We start from the raw sequence: 19,793 nt of genomic DNA, 5'->3' as shown, positions 1-19,793 counted from the left end.
CGGCTTGTCCTGAGATTGATGCATCCCGTTCATCCCTGTTCCGGTACCTCAAAAAGTCTGCCATTCCGAGCCGCTCGGTTCAGCAGACGGCTTCCCGATAACTGCAGGCGTCGGCAAGGCGACGGTCACAGACTCATTCGCCGCGTGGCCAGCGCGTTCGCCGGCAGACGATGCGGTTTTCGGCAACGCCGCAGATCGCCTTGCCGGCACGGACGGCTTCCTGGCCGGCTGGCCGGCTGGACGCGCGCGGAGGACGGCGGCGCAGGTGCCGAGGTAATCTGACCGCCTGCGACACGGAAGGTTAACACCGCCGCACCGAGCTGTTTGCCTTGATCCTCCAGCGACTGGGCGGCCGCCGCCGCTTCTTCGACAAGCGCGGCATTCTGCTGGGTAGCCCGGTCCATCTGCGTGACTGCCTGATTCACCTGTTCAATACCGCGGCTCTGCTCTTCCGACGCTGCGGCGATTTCACCCATAATGTCGGTGACCCGGCCGATCGCGTGGGTGACCTCGGACATGGTCCTGCCCGCCTGCTCAACTTCCGCCGTCCCACCCCGGATTTTTTCTACCGATGCGCCGATGAGATCCTTGATTTCCTTCGCTGCCGCCGACGAACGTTGAGCGAGGCTTCGCACTTCGCTCGCCACCACCGCGAAGCCACGGCCCTGCGCTCCCGCACGAGCTGCTTCCACAGCGGCATTCAGCGCCAGAATGTTGGTCTGAAATGCAATGCCTTCGATAATGCCTGTGATTTCGGCGATCTTGCCCGAGCTCTGATTGATGTCACCCATCGTCACGACCACCCGGCTGACAACCTCGTTACCCCGGTTCGCAACTTCAGACGCGTTGGCCGACAGAGTACTGGCCTGCCGTGCGTTGTCCGCGTTCTGTCGAACTGTCGACGTCAGTTCTTCCATGCTTGACGCGGTTGCCGTCGGCGTGCGTTTCGAGGGTGGCTCCGATGCTCGCCATCAAGCCGACCAGATCGCTTTGCGTGAAGCCCGTCATAGGGGAGTTCCACCGCTTCGCTGAGCCGCGCCTGCGGGTACGCCAATCCGATTCATGTCCATATCGCATATTAGTCTTCGTTGTCGTGGGAACGGCTGGAGCCGGAGTCATGCGACGCCTGCTCTACGGCCAGCAGCGCGCAAAAGTGCCCCCAAGCCCCCCACTCGATCTCAGGTTCAGCCGACATGTTTGCACGCTTCATTCCGGACGTTCCTACTGCATCCGGGGGAAGAACCGCACCCTCAGACGGTTCTAATATGCATTATCTCGATTGGGTCGCCGTTTTCGTTGCACGGGTAGAGCCGAGCGACGCCGGTGAGGAGCGCCGAAGCAAACGCCATCACCACAACGGAGGCTGCCGATGCAGACTGGCAAAAGTTCTGAACAGGGTGGAAAGTCGGACACCCATGAAGCGTTGCTGAATTCGCTGACCACGCTCGTGAGGACAAACGGCGCAGCGGTTTCTCGTCTCGGCGCACGGTTCGTGGTTATGAGCAAGTTTGTCGATGCGGTGCTGCGGCACCTCACGGCGGCACAGTGCGCGGCCGTGACGAAATCGTTTCGATACGGGGTCTACAGGTGCCTTACGCCGTTAAGAATATCCCTATAAAAATGAAGCAAACTCGTACATAGATTACTCTTGAACGGACGCAAATACGGCCGAAAACACATGGGTGATAGCGCCAGCAACTGTAGCTTTCCGTTTCGTAATGACAACGGTTTGGGCACGGATCATAGAGGAAAGCGACATGAGCAACTTCATACAGACAATCAAATTCAAGATCATTATCGCGTTCGGCGCGTGCGTAATTCTTATGGCCGCAATCGGGCTGTTTGGCGCATTCGGGCTTTCCAAGCTGAATTCGAACATGAACGAAGCCTACTCCAGCAATACGGTTGCGATTAGCGATCTGAGCGACATCCGTGCAGCGCTACTCTTTATCCGCCTTCAAGGGAGGCGAATCCAGATAGACAGGAATCCAGCCACGACGGCTGAGGCGGTTGAGGCTATTCACTCCGACCAGGACCGGCTCAGTAAAGCATGGGATCATTATTACCGGACCGAAATATCCAGCGACAGGGAGCGCGAGATTGCCGAGAGGATCAACAACGGGCTGCCGCAGTTCAAAGCAAGGACGGATGAAATCGTGGCCGCTTTCAACGCCGGCAATTACGATGCAGCCACCCAACTGATTGACAAGATAGGCCCGGTCGCTGACGCGGTGAAGGATGCGGTCAATCAGGATGTCCGTTTGAATATTGAGCAAGCCAGGAAATTCGCCCAAGACAGCGGATCGATGTTCAGGACCATCCTCTGGATCGCGGTAGCTCTTATCGGCTTCGGCGTGATGGTCGCCGCCGGTGCGTCGTTGTATCTGCTGCGCGCGATTTCGAGCCCGCTCAACAAGGCGGTAGACGTCGCGAACCAGATCGCGAACGGGAAGCTGGAAAATCGGATCGTGGTCGATTCGCAAGGCGAGTTCGGCCAGCTTCTCGAAGCGCTGAAGAGAATGGATCAACAGCTTAGCAATACGATTCGCGGAATCAAAGGGTCCACCGAATCGGTCACGGTGGCCTCACGCGAGATCGCCAGCGGCAATACCGACCTGTCGGCCCGTACCGAAGAACAGGCGGCGTCGCTTGAGGAAACCGCGGCCAGCATGACGCAATTGACCGAAACGGTAAAGCAGAACGCTGACAATGCACGTCAGGCGAACGCACTGGCGACAAACGCCACGGACATGGCGGATACGGGTAACGATGCTGTTCAATCCATGGTCGGGACAATCGGAAAAATCAGCGCGAGTTCAAGCAAGATTTCTGAAATCACGGGCGTGATTGAAGGTATCGCCTTCCAGACGAACATTCTCGCGCTGAACGCTGCCGTGGAAGCTGCACGTGCTGGCGAACAGGGGCGAGGGTTCGCCGTGGTCGCCAGCGAGGTTCGCAGTCTGGCCCAGCGTTCCGCTACGGCCGCGAAGGAAATCAAGGAACTGATCGGCTCGTCCGTGGCAATGGTCCAGGACGGTTCGAAACAGGCGGCAGAAGTCAGCGCGACCATGGGGCAGGTCAAGCAGGCAATCAAGCAGGTGTCCGATATCGTCGGCGAGATCGCAGCAGCTTCTGAAGAACAGAGCCGTGGCATTGAGCAGGTCAATCAGGCCGTGGGCCAAATGGATGAAGTGACCCAACAGAATGCGGCGCTCGTTGAACAGGCGGCAGCAGCAGCGCAGTCACTTGAAGAACAGGCCATGAACCTGAGGGACGCAGTGTCGGTGTTCAAGGTCGCTGATACCGGAGTCTCCGCATCACGTATGGTTACTCCGCAAAGCAAACCGCGCCCGCCCGGTTCCAGGACTTCAACCACCCGCCGCACAGCAGCGGCTCAACCGAAAACAGCGCCTCAATCGCCCAACGCCACGACCGGCACCGGCAGGACCGTCCCGGCGGACGCGAGTAGCGCCGACTGGGAAACGTTCTGATCCTGACTGAGCAATGTATAAAGGCTTCAGCATGCACGACAATGCTCCACACTTCCCGGCGCAAACGGCTTCGCAGGAGCAATCGGCGTTCGTATCACACGTTCAGTCTGAAGAAGCGAGCCACAACCCGTTGCTCGATGCACTCACTACCCTGTCGAAATCAAACGGTATGGCTGTTGTTCAACACGGCGCGCGCATCGCGGTCATTGGCGAACTACTGGTTTCCGTATTGATGCACCTGCCCCGTTCAATGCAAGCCGATATTGCAAAATCGTTCCGCGACAGGATTGAAGACTTGATGTCCCTGAGCGACGACAGGTATTTACCTGAACAATACCACTCGGCTCTTCTGACCGAGGTCAACCGTTACCTGAATGGACGTCGGTAGCCTGCCCGTCGAGGCAACCGGGTCGAACTCGCAGACTTCCTGAGAAGCAAGGATAGAAATGAACGGGATACATCAGTTGCAGGATGGCTCGCGGCGAACGCACGCATCCGTCAGGGGCTCAGCGAGCGAATACCTCGCATCCATGCTCGGCGCGGAACACTACGCGATCGATATTCGCGACGTACAGGAAATCCGCAGCTATTGGCACGTGACGCATATCGCCAAACAGCATTTTCACCTGGGATTTTGTTCGCTGTGTTCGCCATACGAGGCGCGACGCCCGTTACATGAGAAAATCATCGCAGGCAGTCTATGCGCATGCCGTAATTCCGGACTCTTCTGGATGGCGCTCAACGCTGATTTCGTGAACGCATTTGCAGGCCCCCCGTTAAAACCTTACCCCGACTCTTTGCCGCGTACCAGGATCGCTGTCCGGCGCTCGGCGGCTCATGGCAGGGACGTGTTCGCAACACGTGGATTCTTCTGCGACGAGTTCGTCTGCGAATACCGGGGCGAGCAGATCTCGTGGGACGAGGCTACACGCAGTCATCCGCGTGATCCGGACAATCCGGATCACGCCTTCTATTTCGGTCTCGGTGACGGCACCATGATCGACGGTGCTATTGGCGGCAACAGTGCCGGCTGGCTCAATCACTCATGCAGCCCGAACTGCGAAGCGGACGATCACGACGGCCGCGTTCTCATCCACACAATCCGCACGGTACCAGCAGCAGAGGAGTTGAATATCGACTATGCGTTGGCTGTGGATGGCCGGCACACCCGGTCGCTTCGCCAACGATGTGCCTGCCGCTGCGGTTCGCAGAACTGCCGTGGCTCGATGCCCGCCGACAAGAAGAAGCCGCCAGCCAGGCCGTCGTTCCCCAGACCGACAGCGACGTGAGCAATGCGGCGGCAAACGTCATGATAAACGTTCGCATCTTCGAACGTCCCAGCGCCCACGTACTGATCATCGCTTGGCGTGAAGCCGGTCGCTGCTGTTACAGCGAACAACGCTGGGAGCGCACAAAAGCTTCTGAGGCTGGCGTCTGCGCGCTCTCGGGAGAAGCGATTGCACCGGGTCAGCCTGTCTTCAAACCGGTCGGCGACCCAGCTCCGCTGAACCAGAAGGCTCGAATCGCCGAAAGTAGCGTCAGAGACATCGTTGAACCCGACGACGTATTGGCATGAACCTGGGCCAGTTGCGGCACCAGATACAACGGAGCATCCCGCGGCCAGCACAAAACCCTCCTATCCTGAAATTCCGGCCAGCCATCAGAAGCAAGGTGAACGACCGCTAAAGCCTTGCCCAGGAGCGCAAACGACTCATACTCCGTCGTCTGTGTCACTGATCGGCGTTACGGAATCATTCCGGGATCGGCGTATAGGCGCCACCGGAGCCGGGCGTTGAACGCGATTCGAACTTTCCAGATGGGTACGGGTAGGAACGCGAGCGCGGCAAACTATTTGTCGCGGCCGGGTGTGACGTTCGCATCCACGAGTGCGCCCGCCTGCCAGTGCGACGAGAGTTTTACCGTGGCCGCAAGCTGCGCGTGCCCGTAGAGGCCGTGGTCGTAGCTGCCGGCGCAGGTGAGGGATGTGAGCGACTCACTGGAGCCGGGGGCACTCTTCAGATCCTCTTCCAGGCTCGACGGCAAGTCGAGCGGGAAGCACCGTTCGGTATGTTGAAGGGCATTGTTCCAGCGCATCTCGAGATTTCCCTGCCATTGCCACGTGCGCCCCTCTTGCGACTGCCATTGCAGCGCGACGCCGGTACTCTGCGACGATTACGAACTGTAGTGCCCCCTGGCCCCAACTATGGAAGTTCTCGTTGCGTTGATACGATAGATAATGCAGCGCCGGTCCTATGGTGAAGTAGTCGAAGCTTGGCATGCGCAAGTCGTAGCCGCTCGAAAGGTCGGCTGACATACCTGCGTTACTTACGACGTTCATGCCCCACGCCGAACGGACAGATCAACCACCGCGTTCTTTCAAGCCCTACACACGGTGCAACATTATCGCCACGCTCTTGCGACACCACCGCTGCTGTGACGAGCAGCCATTGCAGCTGCGCGGCTACGCCTTCGTCTGTCAATATGTCAAACTTTACCCGAAGAGTTAGCGCATGACGATTTACGACGCAATTGACGAATTCAAACGTATCAGGCCGTTTTCCCTGGTGCCTGCCCAGGCCTTCCTCGACACGCTTGCCCCGATGGTTCAGGAGCAACTCGTCGCAGGGATATACATCGGCAAAGACCACATCCACAAGTCGCCGCTGACTCCAGGCGAGGAGGTAAGCCGGTTCTATACCGACCATCTTCCCCGCGACAAATATGCAGATGTTTTGGCCAAACATGGCAATGACGCGATCATCCACCTCGATAAGATGGTCCAGTGCGCCGAAGCGTCCGGGTTCGACTTCGGCAATCTTTGACACCCAATGGCGATCGCAGCGACGTTCGCCAAGCCGGGACGAGCGAATACGCGCGGCCCGGAACAGGCAAATTACCTGCGTGATTTCGCTATACGCGGAACGGCGAGGGCCCCGTAAAGACGCCTTGCGCAGCGTAGAAGCCGCCTTGTTCGCCCCACAGAAACTGATACATCAAAGCTGCGTGCGGTCCGTGGCAGCGAGACCGGATAGAGGCCCGTCTTGAGCTACTGACAGATCATCTCTTGTGCGATCGTCGCTGGTGTACCCGAAGCATCCGAACGCCTTACAGCGCCTTCTACGCCATCTGCAAGGCATCACCGCCCAAGACACGCCAGCCCGTTTACGGTATGGCAAAGTCCCACGGAATATCGTCGGATATCGTTGGCATCAATTTCATCGATCTGCTGATCAATTTCCTCATCGATTCCAGCTTCTTGCTCATCACGATCAACACGAGGACGCCCCGACTTCACCTTTTTCGGTACCTGCCCCATATCGAACGTGCGAACACGCTCCGCACCTTTGATCATCAGGTATTGCGACGCTTTCGCCAGCGTAGAGCAGGTTCTTGCGCAATGACTCACGCTTCGCTGTATCTTTGCGATCGATCTGGCCCGCACCAATGCCTTGACCATGCCTGGCGTGGAATGCCTTTCTCGCATTGCTATTCCAGTAGTCTCCCTTCCCACCCGTCACTACATCCGCCCAGTACTCGCCAATGCGCTGCGCGAGGGACACGTCACGTCGATGTTTTGCAGAGTAGTACAGGATCACATGCAGGTGCAGACCCGTGTCCTCGCCCTGCTCTATTGCCAAGACATAGTTTCTGATACCGGGCATTCTCATCTCCAGCAACGACAGATCAACGTGGCACTTGCGGAGCCTGTCGATCACTTCGGAGCCCGTGGCGGCTTCACCAGCGACAACGATATCGCTTGTCGCCGCGAGCAGCTGCTTCAATCCGCCACGCACGATCGCGTGGCCATCCGCAATCAGGATATTGATCATTTCTTTTTGTTCGCATCGAGGCGAAATTTGAAACGACGCCCCCTCAAATCGGCTGTAAACAGCGCAATTGAACAGTGGGAGTCGTGGAACGGAACCCCTTTTCAGCGCTTCTACGCCTCAACCGCGTCGGAAGACTTTCCTGGACCTCTCCAGTGAGTTGACGCCTGTTTTAGGGCAACAAAAGGGCTAACTCATCTGCCTGCGCACTGCATTTCGTTGCGATGCAGGTACAGCGATGCCGTTGCGATCCAGGGTCGCCGTGCGACATCGTCAGTTCTCCTCACTGAACGACACATGAGTTTGGGGTAGATGTTTGACGCATGGAAGTTACGGTCTGCGCTAACACGTCCTTACTGAAGAAGGATTTCGGGATCTTGACAATTCGCCGCTAAAGCCCCAGATCGCCCGTGCGGCAGGCTCCGGACGATGAAAGAAGAAGCCCTGGAACTTCGATACGCCGAGCCGGCGCAGAAACTGCAACGTTGCGTCGTCCTCGATTCCCTCCGCCACCAGATCGAGCTCCAAATCCACGGAAATCGACACCGCCGCCTTGACCAGCGCCTGGCTGATCGGACCGGACATGATGTCGGACGTCACCGAGCGATCGATCTTGATCCCGTCCACCGCGATTCGCTTGAGGAGATCGAACGAGTTGTAGCCGGTACCGAAGTCGTCGAGGTATATGCGGACACCATGCGAGCGCAGGATCGCGACAAACGCCAGCTCTTCCTCCGTCCAGCTGATTTCTTCGAGTTCGGTGATCTCGATCCACAGCGTGGCTGCAACGTCCAGGTTATCGGCCAGACGCTCGATCAGCCAGTTTCGAAACAGCGGGTCCGCGATCGATCTCGCGCCAAGGTTGACCGACAGATACGGGCAAGGCACCCCGGGATGCGACGCATGCAGGTCGTCGAGCAAAGGCAGCGCCTGGTTGAAGATCGCCCGGTCAATCCTCGTCATCAGGTCGAAGCGTTTCGCCGCCGACAGGAACATATGAGGCCCAACGGGCTCGCCGGACGAATCCACGAACCGTGCCAATGCTTCATAGCCCAAAATCTCGCCGTCTGCCGACACGATTTTCTGCAGGAACAGCCTGAAATAACCTTTCTCCAGCCCCTCCTGCATCCGGTACGACCACCCCGTCGCCAACCGCGCATCGACGATCGATGCCGCATCGGGGCGATAAACGCTGACACGGCCGCGCCCCTCCCGTTTTGCGGCCCAGCAGGCGGCGTCGGCCCAGGCGAGACCGGTTGCGGCGTTCGCCGCCTCGGCACACACGCTGGCAAGACCCACACTCGCCCCCAACGAGAAAGCCCGTCCTTCGTGCACAAAACGATACGCACTCAGGGAGTCGACGATACGGTTCGCAATGGCCAATGCCTGGTCTTCTTCGACCCTGTGCAACAAAAACACGAATTCATCGCCGCCGAGCCGGCCTACCGTGTCCGTCGATCTGGCATGCAGACGCAGGAGACGGGCAACTTCGGCGAGTAGCCTGTCGCCCGCATCATGGCCGCATGCGTCGTTCACGAGCTTGAACCGGTCAAGGTCGACGTAGAGCAGGCCAAGCGCCTGTTCGTACCGGCCCACGCCGGCGACCGCCTGTTCAAGCCGTTGCATGAAGCCTCTGCGATTAAGCAGGCCCGTGAGTTCGTCCTGCGTGGCCTGTGTTGCAAGCGCGTCCGTCAAGGCGTGGACCTTCTCCGCGTCCTGGAGCACGGTTACCGTACCCAGTATCTTGCCGTCCATTGCATGAAGCGGGGAGCAGGAGACGGTCACGATGCGTCTTCGCTCGCCCCTTGATTGCAAACCGACGAAATCGCTGATGCGAACCGGCTCGCCTGAGGCGAGTACCGACATGGCCGGACATGGCAGACGCGTAGCAGTGACAAGGTTGAGCAGTTGCACGGTATCGGTAATCGGGCGGTCCACGATGTCGGCAATCTCGATGCCCATGAGCGCCGCTGCCGTCGCATTGCACAGCGTCACCGTGCCGTTCAGGTCAGTGCGGATCACGCCCTCGGCGAGCGAAGTCAGCGTCACCTGCGCCAGCTCTCGGGCTTCGTGCAACGCGGCTTCGCGTTGCACACGCTCCGTGATGTCTTCGACCATCAGGAACGCTTCCGATGGTTGACCGTCGTGCCCATAGGCTGTCACGACGAGATGGCTCTTCACCTGAATAACGACGCCATCACCCCTCACGTAGTGCTTCTCGACCACCGCCCGGCCATTACCTGCGTCGAGCCGTTCGAGCATCGCCGTCAGAGGACGCGTCGGATCGTCGGGCGCGGTAATCTCCCGGAACGACCTGCCGACCAGCTCCGCTTTTGGATAGCGCAGGATTTCGCACATCGCGCTGTTTGCGTCGACGACCACGCCTTCACCCACGACAATCGCGAATCCGACCGGAGTGTTTTCGAATGACGCGCGGAAAAAGCGCTGGGAGTCCTCGAGCGCGGCTTGCGTTTCCCTGAACGCCGTGATGTCGTGCGCTTCGGCAAAGATACGGACGACTTCGCCGCCCTCCCCGCGCAACGGCCACATCGCGAGATCGCTCGTCATAACGCGTCCGTCGGCAGCACGTTGCCCGATCTCGAACTGCACGTACTCGCCACTCGCCGCGCGCCGCACTGCGTCCGTGACCCGCTCGCGATCGGCATCGTTGAGCCACCAATGCCCCTCCCAGAAATACAGGGCGCGTGTCTCCTCGACAGTCAGCCCCGTGAACGCGTATCCGACGGGATTGGTGGCAATGTTCCTGCCATCCCGGTCGAGCACGCCGATGAGGCGCCGCGTTGTCTCGAAGATCCCGCGAAACCTCGCCTCGCTCTCGCGCAGCGCCTCATCGGCACGCTTGCGCGTGTCAATATCCATGAGGGTACCGATGATCTGCAGAGGCCGGCCTGCGTCGTCCCGCCGGACGACCTTGCCCCGGTCGCTGACCCACTTGTAATGGCCGTCGCCATGGCGGACGCGTAGCTCGCACTTGTAGTGTTCCGAGCGGCCTTCGAAGTGCGCCGCCTGGGCGTCACGATAAACCGCGCGGTCATCGGGATGCAGGCATGCGACCCAATCGCTTGCCGTTCTGAAATTCTCCTGTGAGGTGCCGAGAATCTCGAGCGTCCGGTCGGAATAGAACACGCTATCGGACTCAATGTCCCAATCCCAAAGGCCGATGCGCGCGTTCCCGATCGCAAGCGTGGCACGCGTTTCCGACACGACAAGCGCCTGCCGTGTCTCTAGCAGTTCCGTGACGTCCTCGATAATCGATACAGCCGATACGTCACTGGAACCTTGCGCCCCGTCGAGCAGCGATACGTGAACGTGCAGATCAAGCGGCGTTCCGTCGCTTCGCACATGGCGCCTGACCAGGCTGACGCTGCCACCCGACTGCCGCGCCTTCAACTGGATCTGTTCGACGTCGCGGTGCGGGTCGTCACTCGCCATCAGATCGCCTGGGCTCATGCCGATGAGTTGATCGCGCGTATAGCCCACGATCCGGCAATACGCATCGTTGACGCCGAGGTAATGCGCCCGCGGCGTGCCGTCGTGAATGGCGAGCCCGAGCGGCGCATGCTCGAACGCCGCACGGAAGAGGCGCTCGGAGCGGTTCAGCGCCTCCATCGCGTTGTCGAGTTGCACGCGTTTCGCTTCGAGTTCCAGTTCCGCCTGCCTGCGTTCGTGAATGTCCTCGGTCGTCCCGACCATGCGCGACGGCCGCCCGCTCTCGTCGCGCTCCGCTACCCGGCCAATCACCCTCACCCAGCGGTATTCGCCATCGGTGCCCCGCACCCGATACTCAGCCTTCAGATAGGGAAGCCGTCCCGCAAGATGGTCGGCATATTCGGCCATCCGGGCTACCGGATCGTCATCCGGATGGATGCGGGCAATCCAGTCTTCCATGCCTGGCGGCGTCACTTCGCCGTTGGCCAGCGCGACCGGATCGATGCCGAAGATCTGCAGGGCAAGCGCGGTGAACGTCGCCGTACCGTTGACCAGATCCCGCTCCCAGACGTCGATGCCGGAACCGACCGCTGCGAGGTGCCGGACAAGCGCGGCGTCGCGTAGCTGATTCGGGAGATCGCCATACGTGGCGTCGGCGCCCTCTCCTGCGCTCGACTGGGGACGGGTGGACGCGCGTAGCACGGGATTGCGCTTTTGCTTCCATGCCAGAAAGAGCTTGCGAAATTTCATGGTGAAGGGCTGACCGACACTGACTGAGTCCGACATACGCGCGCGTTCATTCGCCTGCCCCGATGCGGGATGACCGCCTGCTGGCCTCTGCCCGCTCCCTGGGCTGGACGTGCGGTTACGACGCGGCGGACCATCGCATTGCCAAGGCCTTCGCTGTCGCGTCTCACGGTAGGTTCGCGGTCGAGTCGCACGGACGCTTCCCATGTGACCTTTTCGACACGCTCGCTCATTGATTGAATAGACGCGCTTTCAGGACTGACCCCAAGCGCGAGCCGCAACCAGTCGACCGACCGGACAAGCGTCGGCAGGACCATGACGCGCATGACGGTGTGCTGGTCGCTATCGGAAGCGTCAAATGTCGTGCATGCGTCGGGCCGGGACTCGATCGAAAGGTCCGCTGTTGTGGAGCAGGAGGAAATTTTCATCGGATCATGGAGCGCGTACGCACGGTGTGATGGAGCCTGAAAGAGAAAAAAGGAACTGTCTCGTCACGGCGCCCAAAAATGGCCGCGGCATCGGGGGACGCCGATACCACGAGAGAGCAGACGTGTGCTGCCGGGCGCGGCTATTTGCCGGCGCCCTCATCCGTTCTCAGTGCTCCCGGCAATGCATTGGCCTGTCCGAGCTAGGACGTGTGGTACTCGGCAGGCATGACCCTGTCATCGGCGTAGGCCATGCCATCTTCCACGCCCTGCCGGAAGCGCCGGGTGATTTCCCGACGCTGCCCGGTGCTCAATTCGGGTAGTGCGGCCCCAACGAACTGGCTCAGAACCACGACGCGGGCTCCGAAGGACGCGGCCGCGCTGCTGTTCGTCGTCGCCAGACTCTTCCATGGCGTCAGGAGATCGACGTCGCCGTTCCTGGCCGTCGTTTCCATCAGAACGTCTCCCACGTTTCTTCAGCCCTGGTACTCGGGGTAACCGCGGCGGCGGCTGTCGTGGTACCAGAAGGATGTCCGGTCGGTTTTGCCGGCGTACGAGGCTGCGGCACCTTCCGCACCGGAATGCGTGGTCTGCTTTCCGGTCTGGTCACACTCGACACGGTGGGCCCTGTGTCGGTCACCTTGAACACGGAAACGGCGCCCTTCAGCCTGGTTGCCTGCTCTTCAAGTGACTGGGCCGCGGCGGCGGCCTGCTCGACCAGTGCCGCATTCTGCTGCGTAACCTCGTCCATCTGGCCGACCGCCTGATTGACCTGCTCGATGCCCCGGCTCTGTTCCTCCGAGGCCGCCGCAATTTCGCCGACGATGTCCGATACCTGCTTGATTGCCTGTTTCACCTCGCCCATCGTGGCACCGACTTCGGACGCCTGTTTTGCGCCGTCCTGAATCATGGCTACCGACGAGCCGATCAGCTCCTTGATCTCCTTTGCCGCCGCTGCCGAGCGCTGCGCGAGACTGCGGACCTCGCTCGCCACCACGGCGAAGCCACGCCCCTGTTCACCTGCACGTGCAGCCTCGACGGCAGCATTGAGCGCAAGGATGTTCGTCTGGAATGCAATACCTTCTATCACGCCCGTGATCTCGGAAATCTTGCTCGAGCTGCCGCTGATTTGACCGATCGTCCCGACCATGCCCTGCACCGCTTCGTTGCCGGCATCGGCCATGTCAGTAGCCCGCGTAGCCAGTGCATTGGCCTGCCGCGCGTTGTCGGCGTTCTGCTTCACGGTTTCGGTCAGCTGCGTCATGCTCGACGCCGTTTCCTCAAGAGACGCTGCCTGCTCTTCCGTACGGGCCGACAGATCCGTATTACCGCTCGCAATTTCCTGCGATGCGACCGTGACCGACTCCGTGGTAGAGCGGATGCCGGACACGACATCCGCAAGGTTGTCACGCATGGAACTGATTGCGAACAGCAAGCTCGACTGGTCGCCGCGCTTCGTCTCAACTGCCACCGTCAAGTCTCCCCCAGCGATCTTGCCTGCGATAACCGCTGCGTAGTCAGGCTCACTACCAAGCTGACGTAGCAAATGGCGGGTAATTAGTAAGCCCAGACCGACTACGGTGATAAAGGTCAGTCCCGCGATCACCGACACCATCCAAAGTGCGTGGCTGATGATCTGTGCCGCCTGATCGGTTCCCTGCTTGCCTAGTTCGACGTTGTACCCGCGGTGCGCCATCAGTGCCGCATCGAGTTTCTTGACGGCAGAAAACATCTCCTCCCGGCTCAGCGCGAACGCTTCCTGTGAGTTCTCGCGCGACAGTGCAAGTACCCTGTCGCGCACGGCCTCGTAATTAGCCAGTTCCGTGCGATCTTTGGCAAGGAGATCTTTGTCGTGATCGTCGGAGATCAGCGGTTCGTATTGCTTCAACTCAGCATCTAACCGCGTCCGTTGTTCGCCGACCCTGCTTTCGAGGTCCTTTTTCTTCGCAACGTCATTCGTAAGCAGATTCTGGTAGACCAGCATCTGAATTGTGCTGGACACCCCTTGTACGTTATCGAGGACAACCAGGCTCGGTACCGTGTTCACACTGGCGTAGCTGGCCGCGTCATATACCTGCCTGATCTGGTCAAGGCCGAATCCCGCAACACAGAAGAGCCCGAGCGCGGCGCTTGCGACCAGTACTGCAAGACGCTTCGCGACGGTCAGGTGGTAGAACCATTTCATTACGTTCTCCACGAAGAGCGACGTTCCCCCTTCTGGGGGGCAGTTCTCAGTCGACTAAAAAAGACTTCGATTGCTCCGGTGTCCATGAAGGAGCGATTTGGGCCCGAGATGGAGAAAGGTGAATTGTCACACCTTAGGCCCCATGTCCGACCCCGTCCCATCAAACATCACGAAGCCGGCATGGCGTTCGGTGGAAGCATCACCGCACGTCGTGCGCTGTCGTTGTGCCGCGTAGCCGCTGTCCGGAACACCGCAACCACCTCGCGCATCTTTGCTGCCTGCACGTCCATTGACGCCGCCGCAGCCGCTTCCTCGACCAGTGCAGCATTTTGCTGCGTGACCTCATCCATCTGCGTGACGGCCCGGTTGACCTGGTCGATTCCCTTCGCCTGTTCTCTCGAAGCGGCGGCAATCTCGCCGATCAGACCGGTTACGCGATTCACGGCTGTGAGCATCTGCTCCATCCGCTCGCCGGCTTCGTCCGCCTGCGCGCCGCCTTCCTTTACTCTCGACACTGACTCGTTGATCAGATCCTTGATCTCCCTGGCTGCGCTCGCCGAGCGTTGCGCCAATGAACGCACCTCGCTGGCAACCACTGCAAAGCCCCGGCCTCCTTCGCCAGCGCGTGCTGCTTCCACGGCGGCATTCAAGGCCAGAATGTTCGTCTGGAAAGCGATGCCTTCGATTGTGCTGATGATCTCGGCCATCCGGGTCGAGCTTTCGTTGATCCGGCTCATCATCGTCACGACGCGTCTTACCACGGTCGCCCCCGACTGCGCGGTACCGGCCACCTGATCTGCAAGCTGGCGACCATGCGCCGCGTTATCGGCGTTCTGCTTCACAGCGTCCGTCAGCTGCTCCATGCTCGATGCGGTTTCCTCCAACGACGCCGCCTGCTCTTCGGTACGCTGTGAGAGATTGATATTGCCGCCCGCAATCTCGCTAGCCGCACTGGCGATCGCTTCCACGCCGCTCCGGATGGTCTGTACCGTTCCGCTCAACGCTTCCTGCATCCTGCGCAACCCACCCAGCAGAATGCCCAGTTCGTCATCCCGCTCGATCTCAATCTCGGCCGTAAGATATCGCCGGCTTCGATTCGTCCAAGCTGATCCAGTGCGAGGCGCAGCGGCCTAGAAATCGCACTGCGCAGGACGAGCCAGGTGGATAGCGCAGCCGCTCGCCATCAAGCCGACCAGATCGCTTTGCGTGAAGCCCGTCATAGGGGAGTTCCACCGCTTCGCTGAGCCGCGCCTGCGGGTACGCCAATCCGGTTCATGTCCATATCGCATATTAGTCTTCGTTGTCGTGGGAACGGCTGGAGCCGGAGTCATGCGACGCCTGCTCTACGGCCAGCAGCGCGCAAAAGTGCCCCCAAGCCCCCCACTCGATCTCAGGTTCAGCCGACATGTTTGCACGCTTCATTCCGGACGTTCCTACTGCATCCGGGGGAAGAACCGCACCCTCAGACGGTTCTAATATGCATTATCTCGATTGGGTCGCCGTTTTCGTTGCACGGGTAGAGCCGAGCGACGCCGGTGAGGAGCGCCGAAGCAAACGCCATCACCACAACGGAGGCTGCCGATGCAGACTGGCAAAAGTTCTGAACAGGGTGGAAAGTCGGACACCCATGAAGCGTTGCTGAATTCGCTGACCACGCTCGTGAGGACAAACGGCGCAGCGGTTTCTCATCTCGGCGCACGGCTCGTGGTTATGAGCAAGTTTGTCGATGCGGTGCTGCGGCACCTCACGGCGGCACAGTGCGCGGCCGTGACGAAATCGTTTCGATCCGGGGTCTACAGGTGCCTTACGCCGTTAAGTGTTCATGAGAAATTGACTTGAAATTCTGTGCCGTATCCGGCAAGCAGTCTCGCCAGTTCCGTATCGATGGTTTCCCTGGTCCAGGTGGCAAAGCGCCGCCAGTGATATTTGAAATGCTTCCAGACGATCTCGATGAGATTCAGCTCTGGACTGTACGGCGGCAGATAAAACAGGAGTGCTTTGTGTTCGATAAACCAACGGTCCAGCGTGTTCTGATCGATGCTGTGGTGAACGCTCGCGTTGTCGAGGACGATCACGGTGGGACGCTCATCACCCTGGCGAATCAGGGTATCGAGAAAGCCCACGACACCGGGACCTTTGACCGTACGGGCGCTCGCGGCATAAACGAAGCTATTTTCGGCGAAGTTCAGCGCAGCAATCACGCTGCGTCGGCAATGAGGGTTGGGTTCGATGGCATGGGGCAATCCACGTGGTGACCAGCTGCGCTGAGCCGGCGGCGAAGCGCAAAAGCCCGCCTCGTCGAGATAGAACAGGCGGCACTGGCCGTCGCGGGCGGCTACCTGAAGCTTGTCGAGCGTGGCTTGCTTCATCGCAAACTCCTCTTCGTTGCGCTTTTTTTAAGCGTATAGCGGTTGCGCTTGAACGAGAAACCCGCGCGCTTGAGGACTTCGCCGAGTGTTTCGATGCGGCATGGCAGCGTCTCACCACGGACGTCCTGCACGCGCTGGGCGATCTGGGCAAGGGTCAGGGGCTCGGCCCGCGCCACCTCAAGTGCAGTGGCGACCATCCCGTCGGACAGGGACGGCGCACGGCCACCGTTGTGGCCGCCCATCAGGCCGCACACACCGTTCTCGCGCCACGCGTGGAACCAGTTGTAGACCGTCTGCCCGCTCACATCGAGCTGTGCGGCGATCGCCTTGGGCTTGAACCCGCGCCCGAGCATCAACACGCCCGCTGCCCGCGTACGCATGTCCCGATGCCTGTGATTGATCGACAGCTGTTGCAACGTCACCTCCTCGGCTTCGCTCAGTTCAACGACACACCTCGTCCACTTCATTCATTACCCCGGCAACATGAAGCAGCCAGGTTAGCGAAAGTCAAACTGTTTTACCAGGTGCGCTTACCCATATAACCTCTATGGTTACTGGCCCTCGGCTTTTAGCTTTTCACAATCAGAAACTCCCTCGGCACCAACTCTTCTCAAGTATGAATATTTACAACATGAAAATCGGCGCACGACTCGGGTTGAGTTTCGGCATAATCCTGATTATATTGCTCGCCGTAGCGCTTGCTGGAGCGAATCGACTTGGCGCGATGGACGATACTCTGATCGCCGCTGTGGACTTTAATGGAAATGAAAGAAGTCTCATTTCTGAGGCACGCGGCGATGTCCAGGACGCCGCTACTGCCATGCGGAACCTCATTATCTTAAAAGACGTGTCACGCATGACACTTCAAAAGCAGAATGTAGGTCAGAGCATGGCAAGCTATGACGCAGCCGAGAAGAAACTTAACGACGTTTTCGGTCAAGATCCGGGCACTGATCAGAACGAAAAAAATTTTCTTGCCCAGCTTAAAGTCGTTCGAGGTGCTGCCCTACCTCTCGTCGACAAAGCTGTCACGATTGGATTAAGGAATGATCCCGGCGCTTCCGAAATTATCATGAATGAGACTATCCCGGCGCTGGACGACTGGACGAAGCTCCTTACGCAATTCAACGATTATGAGAGTAAAGCGAGTGTCGATAGTTCGGCCGCCGCGCATGCCAACTATGCCAATGCCCGAGCCCTCATGTTCGCCATGAGTGGCGTCGGCATACTGCTTGGGGTGGCCGTTGCATATCTGGCAACGCGCAGTATTACTGTGCCGGTCAGGCAAGCTCTCGAAATTGCGGAAACGGTCGCTTCCGGCGACCTAACCTCGCGTATCGAAACCGGTCGCCGGGACGAAGTCGGTCAGTTGTTGCAGTCGCTGAAAACGATGAATGACAATCTGACAAACGTTGCAACTGGGATTCGTGCCTCCACCGAATCGGTTTCCATAGCGTCACGGGAAATCGCCAGCGGCAATACCGACCTATCTGCCCGTACCGAAGAACAGGCAGCGTCGCTTGAGGAAACCGCGGCTAGCATGACGCAGCTAACGGAGACAGTGAAACAGAACGCTGACAATGCCCGGCAGGCGAACGCACTGGCAACGAACGCCACGGATCTGGCAGACACGGGTCACGACGCGGTTCAGGCCATGGTCGGCACCATTGAAAAAATCAGCAGCAGTTCGGGCAAGATTTCCGACATCACGGGCGTGATCGAAGGCATTGCGTTCCAGACCAACATTCTCGCCTTGAACGCCGCCGTGGAAGCCGCCCGTGCGGGTGAGCAGGGACGTGGCTTTGCCGTGGTCGCCAGCGAGGTGCGCAGTCTGGCTCAGCGTTCTTCGGCCGCCGCGAAGGAGATCAAGGGGTTAATCGAATCTTCGGTCGTCGTGGTGCAGGACGGCTCGAAGCAGGCGGCGGAAGTCGGTGCGACCATGGGTCAGGTCAAGCAGGCCATCAAACAGGTGTCCGATATTGTGGGCGAAATCGCTGCGGCTTCTGAAGAACAGAGCCGTGGCATTGAACAGGTGAATCAGGCCGTCGGCCAAATGGACGAAGTGACCCAGCAGAATGCAGCGCTCGTCGAGCAGGCGGCAGCAGCGGCGCAGTCACTTGAAGAACAGGCCATGAACCTGAAAAACGCGGTCTCGGTGTTCAAGGTCGCCGATACGGGGATCTCCGTGTCACGAGCGGCTATTCCGCAAGGCAAACCGCGCCTGCCGGCCCCCAAGACTCCAGCCACCCGTCGCACGGCAGCGGCTAAGCCAAAAACTGTTCCTCAAGCACCCAATCCTACGACCGGCAACGGCGTGACTGTCTCGGCGGATGCGGGTGGCGCCGACTGGGAAACGTTCTGAGGAGCCGTGATTTTGAATAACACCGACGCACTTCTGACATCACCGACTAACGTTGTTTCGTCGAACTGCAAGGCCGTCTCCCGTTTAGGCGCACAGGTTGTCGTTATGTGCAAACTCCTTGACACCACGCTCCCACACCTCACAGCGACCCAATGTGCGGAGATCAGCAAGGCATTTCGACATGCGATTGAAGACGCAATGTCGCTCATGGACGACATACCTTTGACGGTCGAGTATCACTCAACACTGCTGGAACAGACCAATACCCTGCTGACCGCACCGGACAGGAAAAGCACCGCGCACAAGTAGCGTCCGTTTCGAAATCGCAAGATCGCACTGTCTCTCACGTTCTGGCATGGCCACCGCTCTCCCCGGAGCCCAGGACGTCTTGGCGTCGTGTTCAGTTCACGCGACGCCCTTTTTCATTCCTGGAATCGCTCATTCGTAGCCTGTATCGCCATGGACTGCACCTCTTCGCCGACGCAATCTGAACTACCCGGACTTCTCAAAGCGTGCGCCACTTTCGATCCTTCGGACAGAGATCAACGCCTAGTCATTCGCGTAATGGCCGTACCAATGTTTACCCGAAAACTCGACTGGCTGCGCGTCGTTCTTCGCGCCAGCCCCAAAAGCGATCTCATTCGATCCATGATCGGGGAAATCGCGCAGGCCGTCGTCGTCGCCTGCACAAGACTCGACTGCGGACTCAATTCGACTACTGCTCACGCTGACTCGGACGAAGAAATTCGCAGAGAAGCTACTCTATTCCCGCTCGGATCACCAAAAAAGCCAAAGCGCAATAAAAAGATCTAATCGCCCCACCCATAAATAAGCATGCCAAATCAAATTCGCCTCAAATGCCCTCGTTGCAGGAAAATCGTCACGCCAAGACTTGAGCCGGATAGAAAAGGCATCAAACCCCAAAGGTTGTACTGCC

The 19,793-nt window shown here is 59.3% G+C and carries 15 protein-coding genes and 2 pseudogenes; 8 read left to right on the top strand and 9 right to left on the bottom strand.

Going from position 1 to position 19,793, the window contains the following annotated elements; genetic code table 11:
• Positions 1–48 precede the first annotated feature (48 nt).
• Positions 49–929: pseudogene (locus FSO04_RS18830) on the bottom strand (methyl-accepting chemotaxis protein); the annotation flags it as partial.
• An 828-nt stretch (positions 930–1,757) separates the two neighbouring features.
• Here FSO04_RS18830 and FSO04_RS18825 point away from each other — a divergent pair.
• From FSO04_RS18825 to FSO04_RS18810, 4 genes are all read left to right on the top strand, one after another.
• Entirely contained in the window at positions 1,758–3,491 is a 1,734-nt protein-coding gene (locus FSO04_RS18825) for a methyl-accepting chemotaxis protein (protein WP_154561296.1), read from the top strand.
• Between the two features lie 13 nt (positions 3,492–3,504).
• Positions 3,505–3,879, top strand: a complete 375-nt coding sequence (locus FSO04_RS18820; protein ID WP_154561294.1) for a hypothetical protein — start codon at positions 3,505–3,507, stop codon at positions 3,877–3,879.
• Positions 3,880–4,087: 208 nt separating this feature from the next.
• Complete coding sequence (locus FSO04_RS18815) at positions 4,088–4,780, top strand: SET domain-containing protein (RefSeq protein WP_233464904.1); 693 nt, start codon at positions 4,088–4,090, stop codon at positions 4,778–4,780.
• Positions 4,777–5,067 carry a DUF3331 domain-containing protein gene (locus FSO04_RS18810; RefSeq protein ID WP_166618209.1) on the top strand — a complete coding sequence of 97 codons (291 nt, stop codon included), beginning with the start codon at positions 4,777–4,779 and terminating at the stop codon, positions 5,065–5,067. Before FSO04_RS18815 ends, FSO04_RS18810 begins: the two co-directional genes overlap by 4 nt.
• A gap of 272 nt (positions 5,068–5,339) precedes the next feature.
• On the opposite strand, the gene FSO04_RS47590 is transcribed toward FSO04_RS18810, so the two are convergent.
• Positions 5,340–5,639 (bottom strand): hypothetical protein, encoded by a 300-nt coding sequence (locus FSO04_RS47590; RefSeq protein WP_233464908.1) that lies wholly within the window; start codon positions 5,637–5,639, stop codon positions 5,340–5,342.
• A gap of 362 nt (positions 5,640–6,001) precedes the next feature.
• On the opposite strand from FSO04_RS47590, the gene FSO04_RS18800 reads away from it, so the two are divergent.
• A complete protein-coding gene (locus FSO04_RS18800) occupies positions 6,002–6,313 on the top strand; it encodes a hypothetical protein (protein WP_154561290.1) in 312 nt (103 codons plus the stop codon).
• A 447-nt stretch (positions 6,314–6,760) separates the two neighbouring features.
• Here FSO04_RS18800 and FSO04_RS18795 read toward each other — a convergent pair whose 3' ends face one another.
• The 5 genes and pseudogenes from FSO04_RS18795 to FSO04_RS18775 form a co-directional block, all read right to left on the bottom strand.
• Positions 6,761–7,321: a response regulator transcription factor gene (locus FSO04_RS18795; RefSeq protein ID WP_154561288.1), complete on the bottom strand. Its 561-nt coding sequence runs from the start codon at positions 7,319–7,321 to the stop codon at positions 6,761–6,763.
• Between the two features lie 339 nt (positions 7,322–7,660).
• Entirely contained in the window at positions 7,661–11,554 is a 3,894-nt protein-coding gene (locus tag FSO04_RS18790) for a PAS domain-containing protein (RefSeq protein WP_199203043.1), read from the bottom strand.
• Positions 11,555–12,143: 589 nt separating this feature from the next.
• The gene (locus FSO04_RS18785) at positions 12,144–12,395 is read right to left on the bottom strand and encodes a hypothetical protein (RefSeq protein WP_154561284.1); all 252 of its coding nucleotides are present in this window, start codon (positions 12,393–12,395) and stop codon (positions 12,144–12,146) included.
• On the bottom strand, positions 12,395–14,125 hold the full coding sequence (locus tag FSO04_RS48515) for a methyl-accepting chemotaxis protein (RefSeq protein ID WP_154561282.1): 1,731 nt from the start codon (positions 14,123–14,125) through the stop codon (positions 12,395–12,397). Before FSO04_RS48515 ends, FSO04_RS18785 begins: the two co-directional genes overlap by 1 nt.
• Before the next feature lie 167 nt (positions 14,126–14,292).
• Positions 14,293–15,299: pseudogene (locus tag FSO04_RS18775) on the bottom strand (methyl-accepting chemotaxis protein); the annotation flags it as partial.
• A gap of 407 nt (positions 15,300–15,706) precedes the next feature.
• Between FSO04_RS18775 and FSO04_RS18770 the strand changes: the two are divergent.
• Positions 15,707–15,964, top strand: coding sequence for a hypothetical protein (locus FSO04_RS18770; protein ID WP_154561280.1), 258 nt, complete (start codon positions 15,707–15,709; stop codon positions 15,962–15,964).
• On the opposite strand, the gene FSO04_RS18765 is transcribed toward FSO04_RS18770, so the two are convergent.
• Complete coding sequence (locus tag FSO04_RS18765) at positions 15,946–16,494, bottom strand: IS630 family transposase (RefSeq protein WP_154561278.1); 549 nt, start codon at positions 16,492–16,494, stop codon at positions 15,946–15,948. The two genes, FSO04_RS18770 and FSO04_RS18765, sit on opposite strands and share 19 nt — an antisense overlap.
• The gene (locus FSO04_RS18760; RefSeq protein WP_154561276.1) at positions 16,491–16,961 is read right to left on the bottom strand and encodes a helix-turn-helix domain-containing protein; all 471 of its coding nucleotides are present in this window, start codon (positions 16,959–16,961) and stop codon (positions 16,491–16,493) included. The genes FSO04_RS18765 and FSO04_RS18760 overlap by 4 nt, the downstream gene beginning before the upstream one ends.
• A gap of 164 nt (positions 16,962–17,125) precedes the next feature.
• Between FSO04_RS18760 and FSO04_RS18755 the strand changes: the two genes are divergently transcribed.
• Together FSO04_RS18755 and FSO04_RS18745 are read left to right on the top strand one after the other, a co-directional pair.
• On the top strand, positions 17,126–18,856 hold the full coding sequence (locus FSO04_RS18755; protein ID WP_233464903.1) for a methyl-accepting chemotaxis protein: 1,731 nt from the start codon (positions 17,126–17,128) through the stop codon (positions 18,854–18,856).
• Between the two features lie 576 nt (positions 18,857–19,432).
• Positions 19,433–19,669, top strand: coding sequence for a hypothetical protein (locus FSO04_RS18745; RefSeq protein WP_154561270.1), 237 nt, complete (start codon positions 19,433–19,435; stop codon positions 19,667–19,669).
• Positions 19,670–19,793: the final 124 nt, after the last annotated feature.

The organism is Paraburkholderia madseniana (assembly GCF_009690905.1).
Classification (GTDB): Bacteria; Pseudomonadota; Gammaproteobacteria; order Burkholderiales; family Burkholderiaceae; genus Paraburkholderia; species Paraburkholderia madseniana.
The sequence above is the reverse complement of the archived record's forward strand: the minus strand, read 5'-3'. Positions and strand labels throughout refer to the sequence as shown.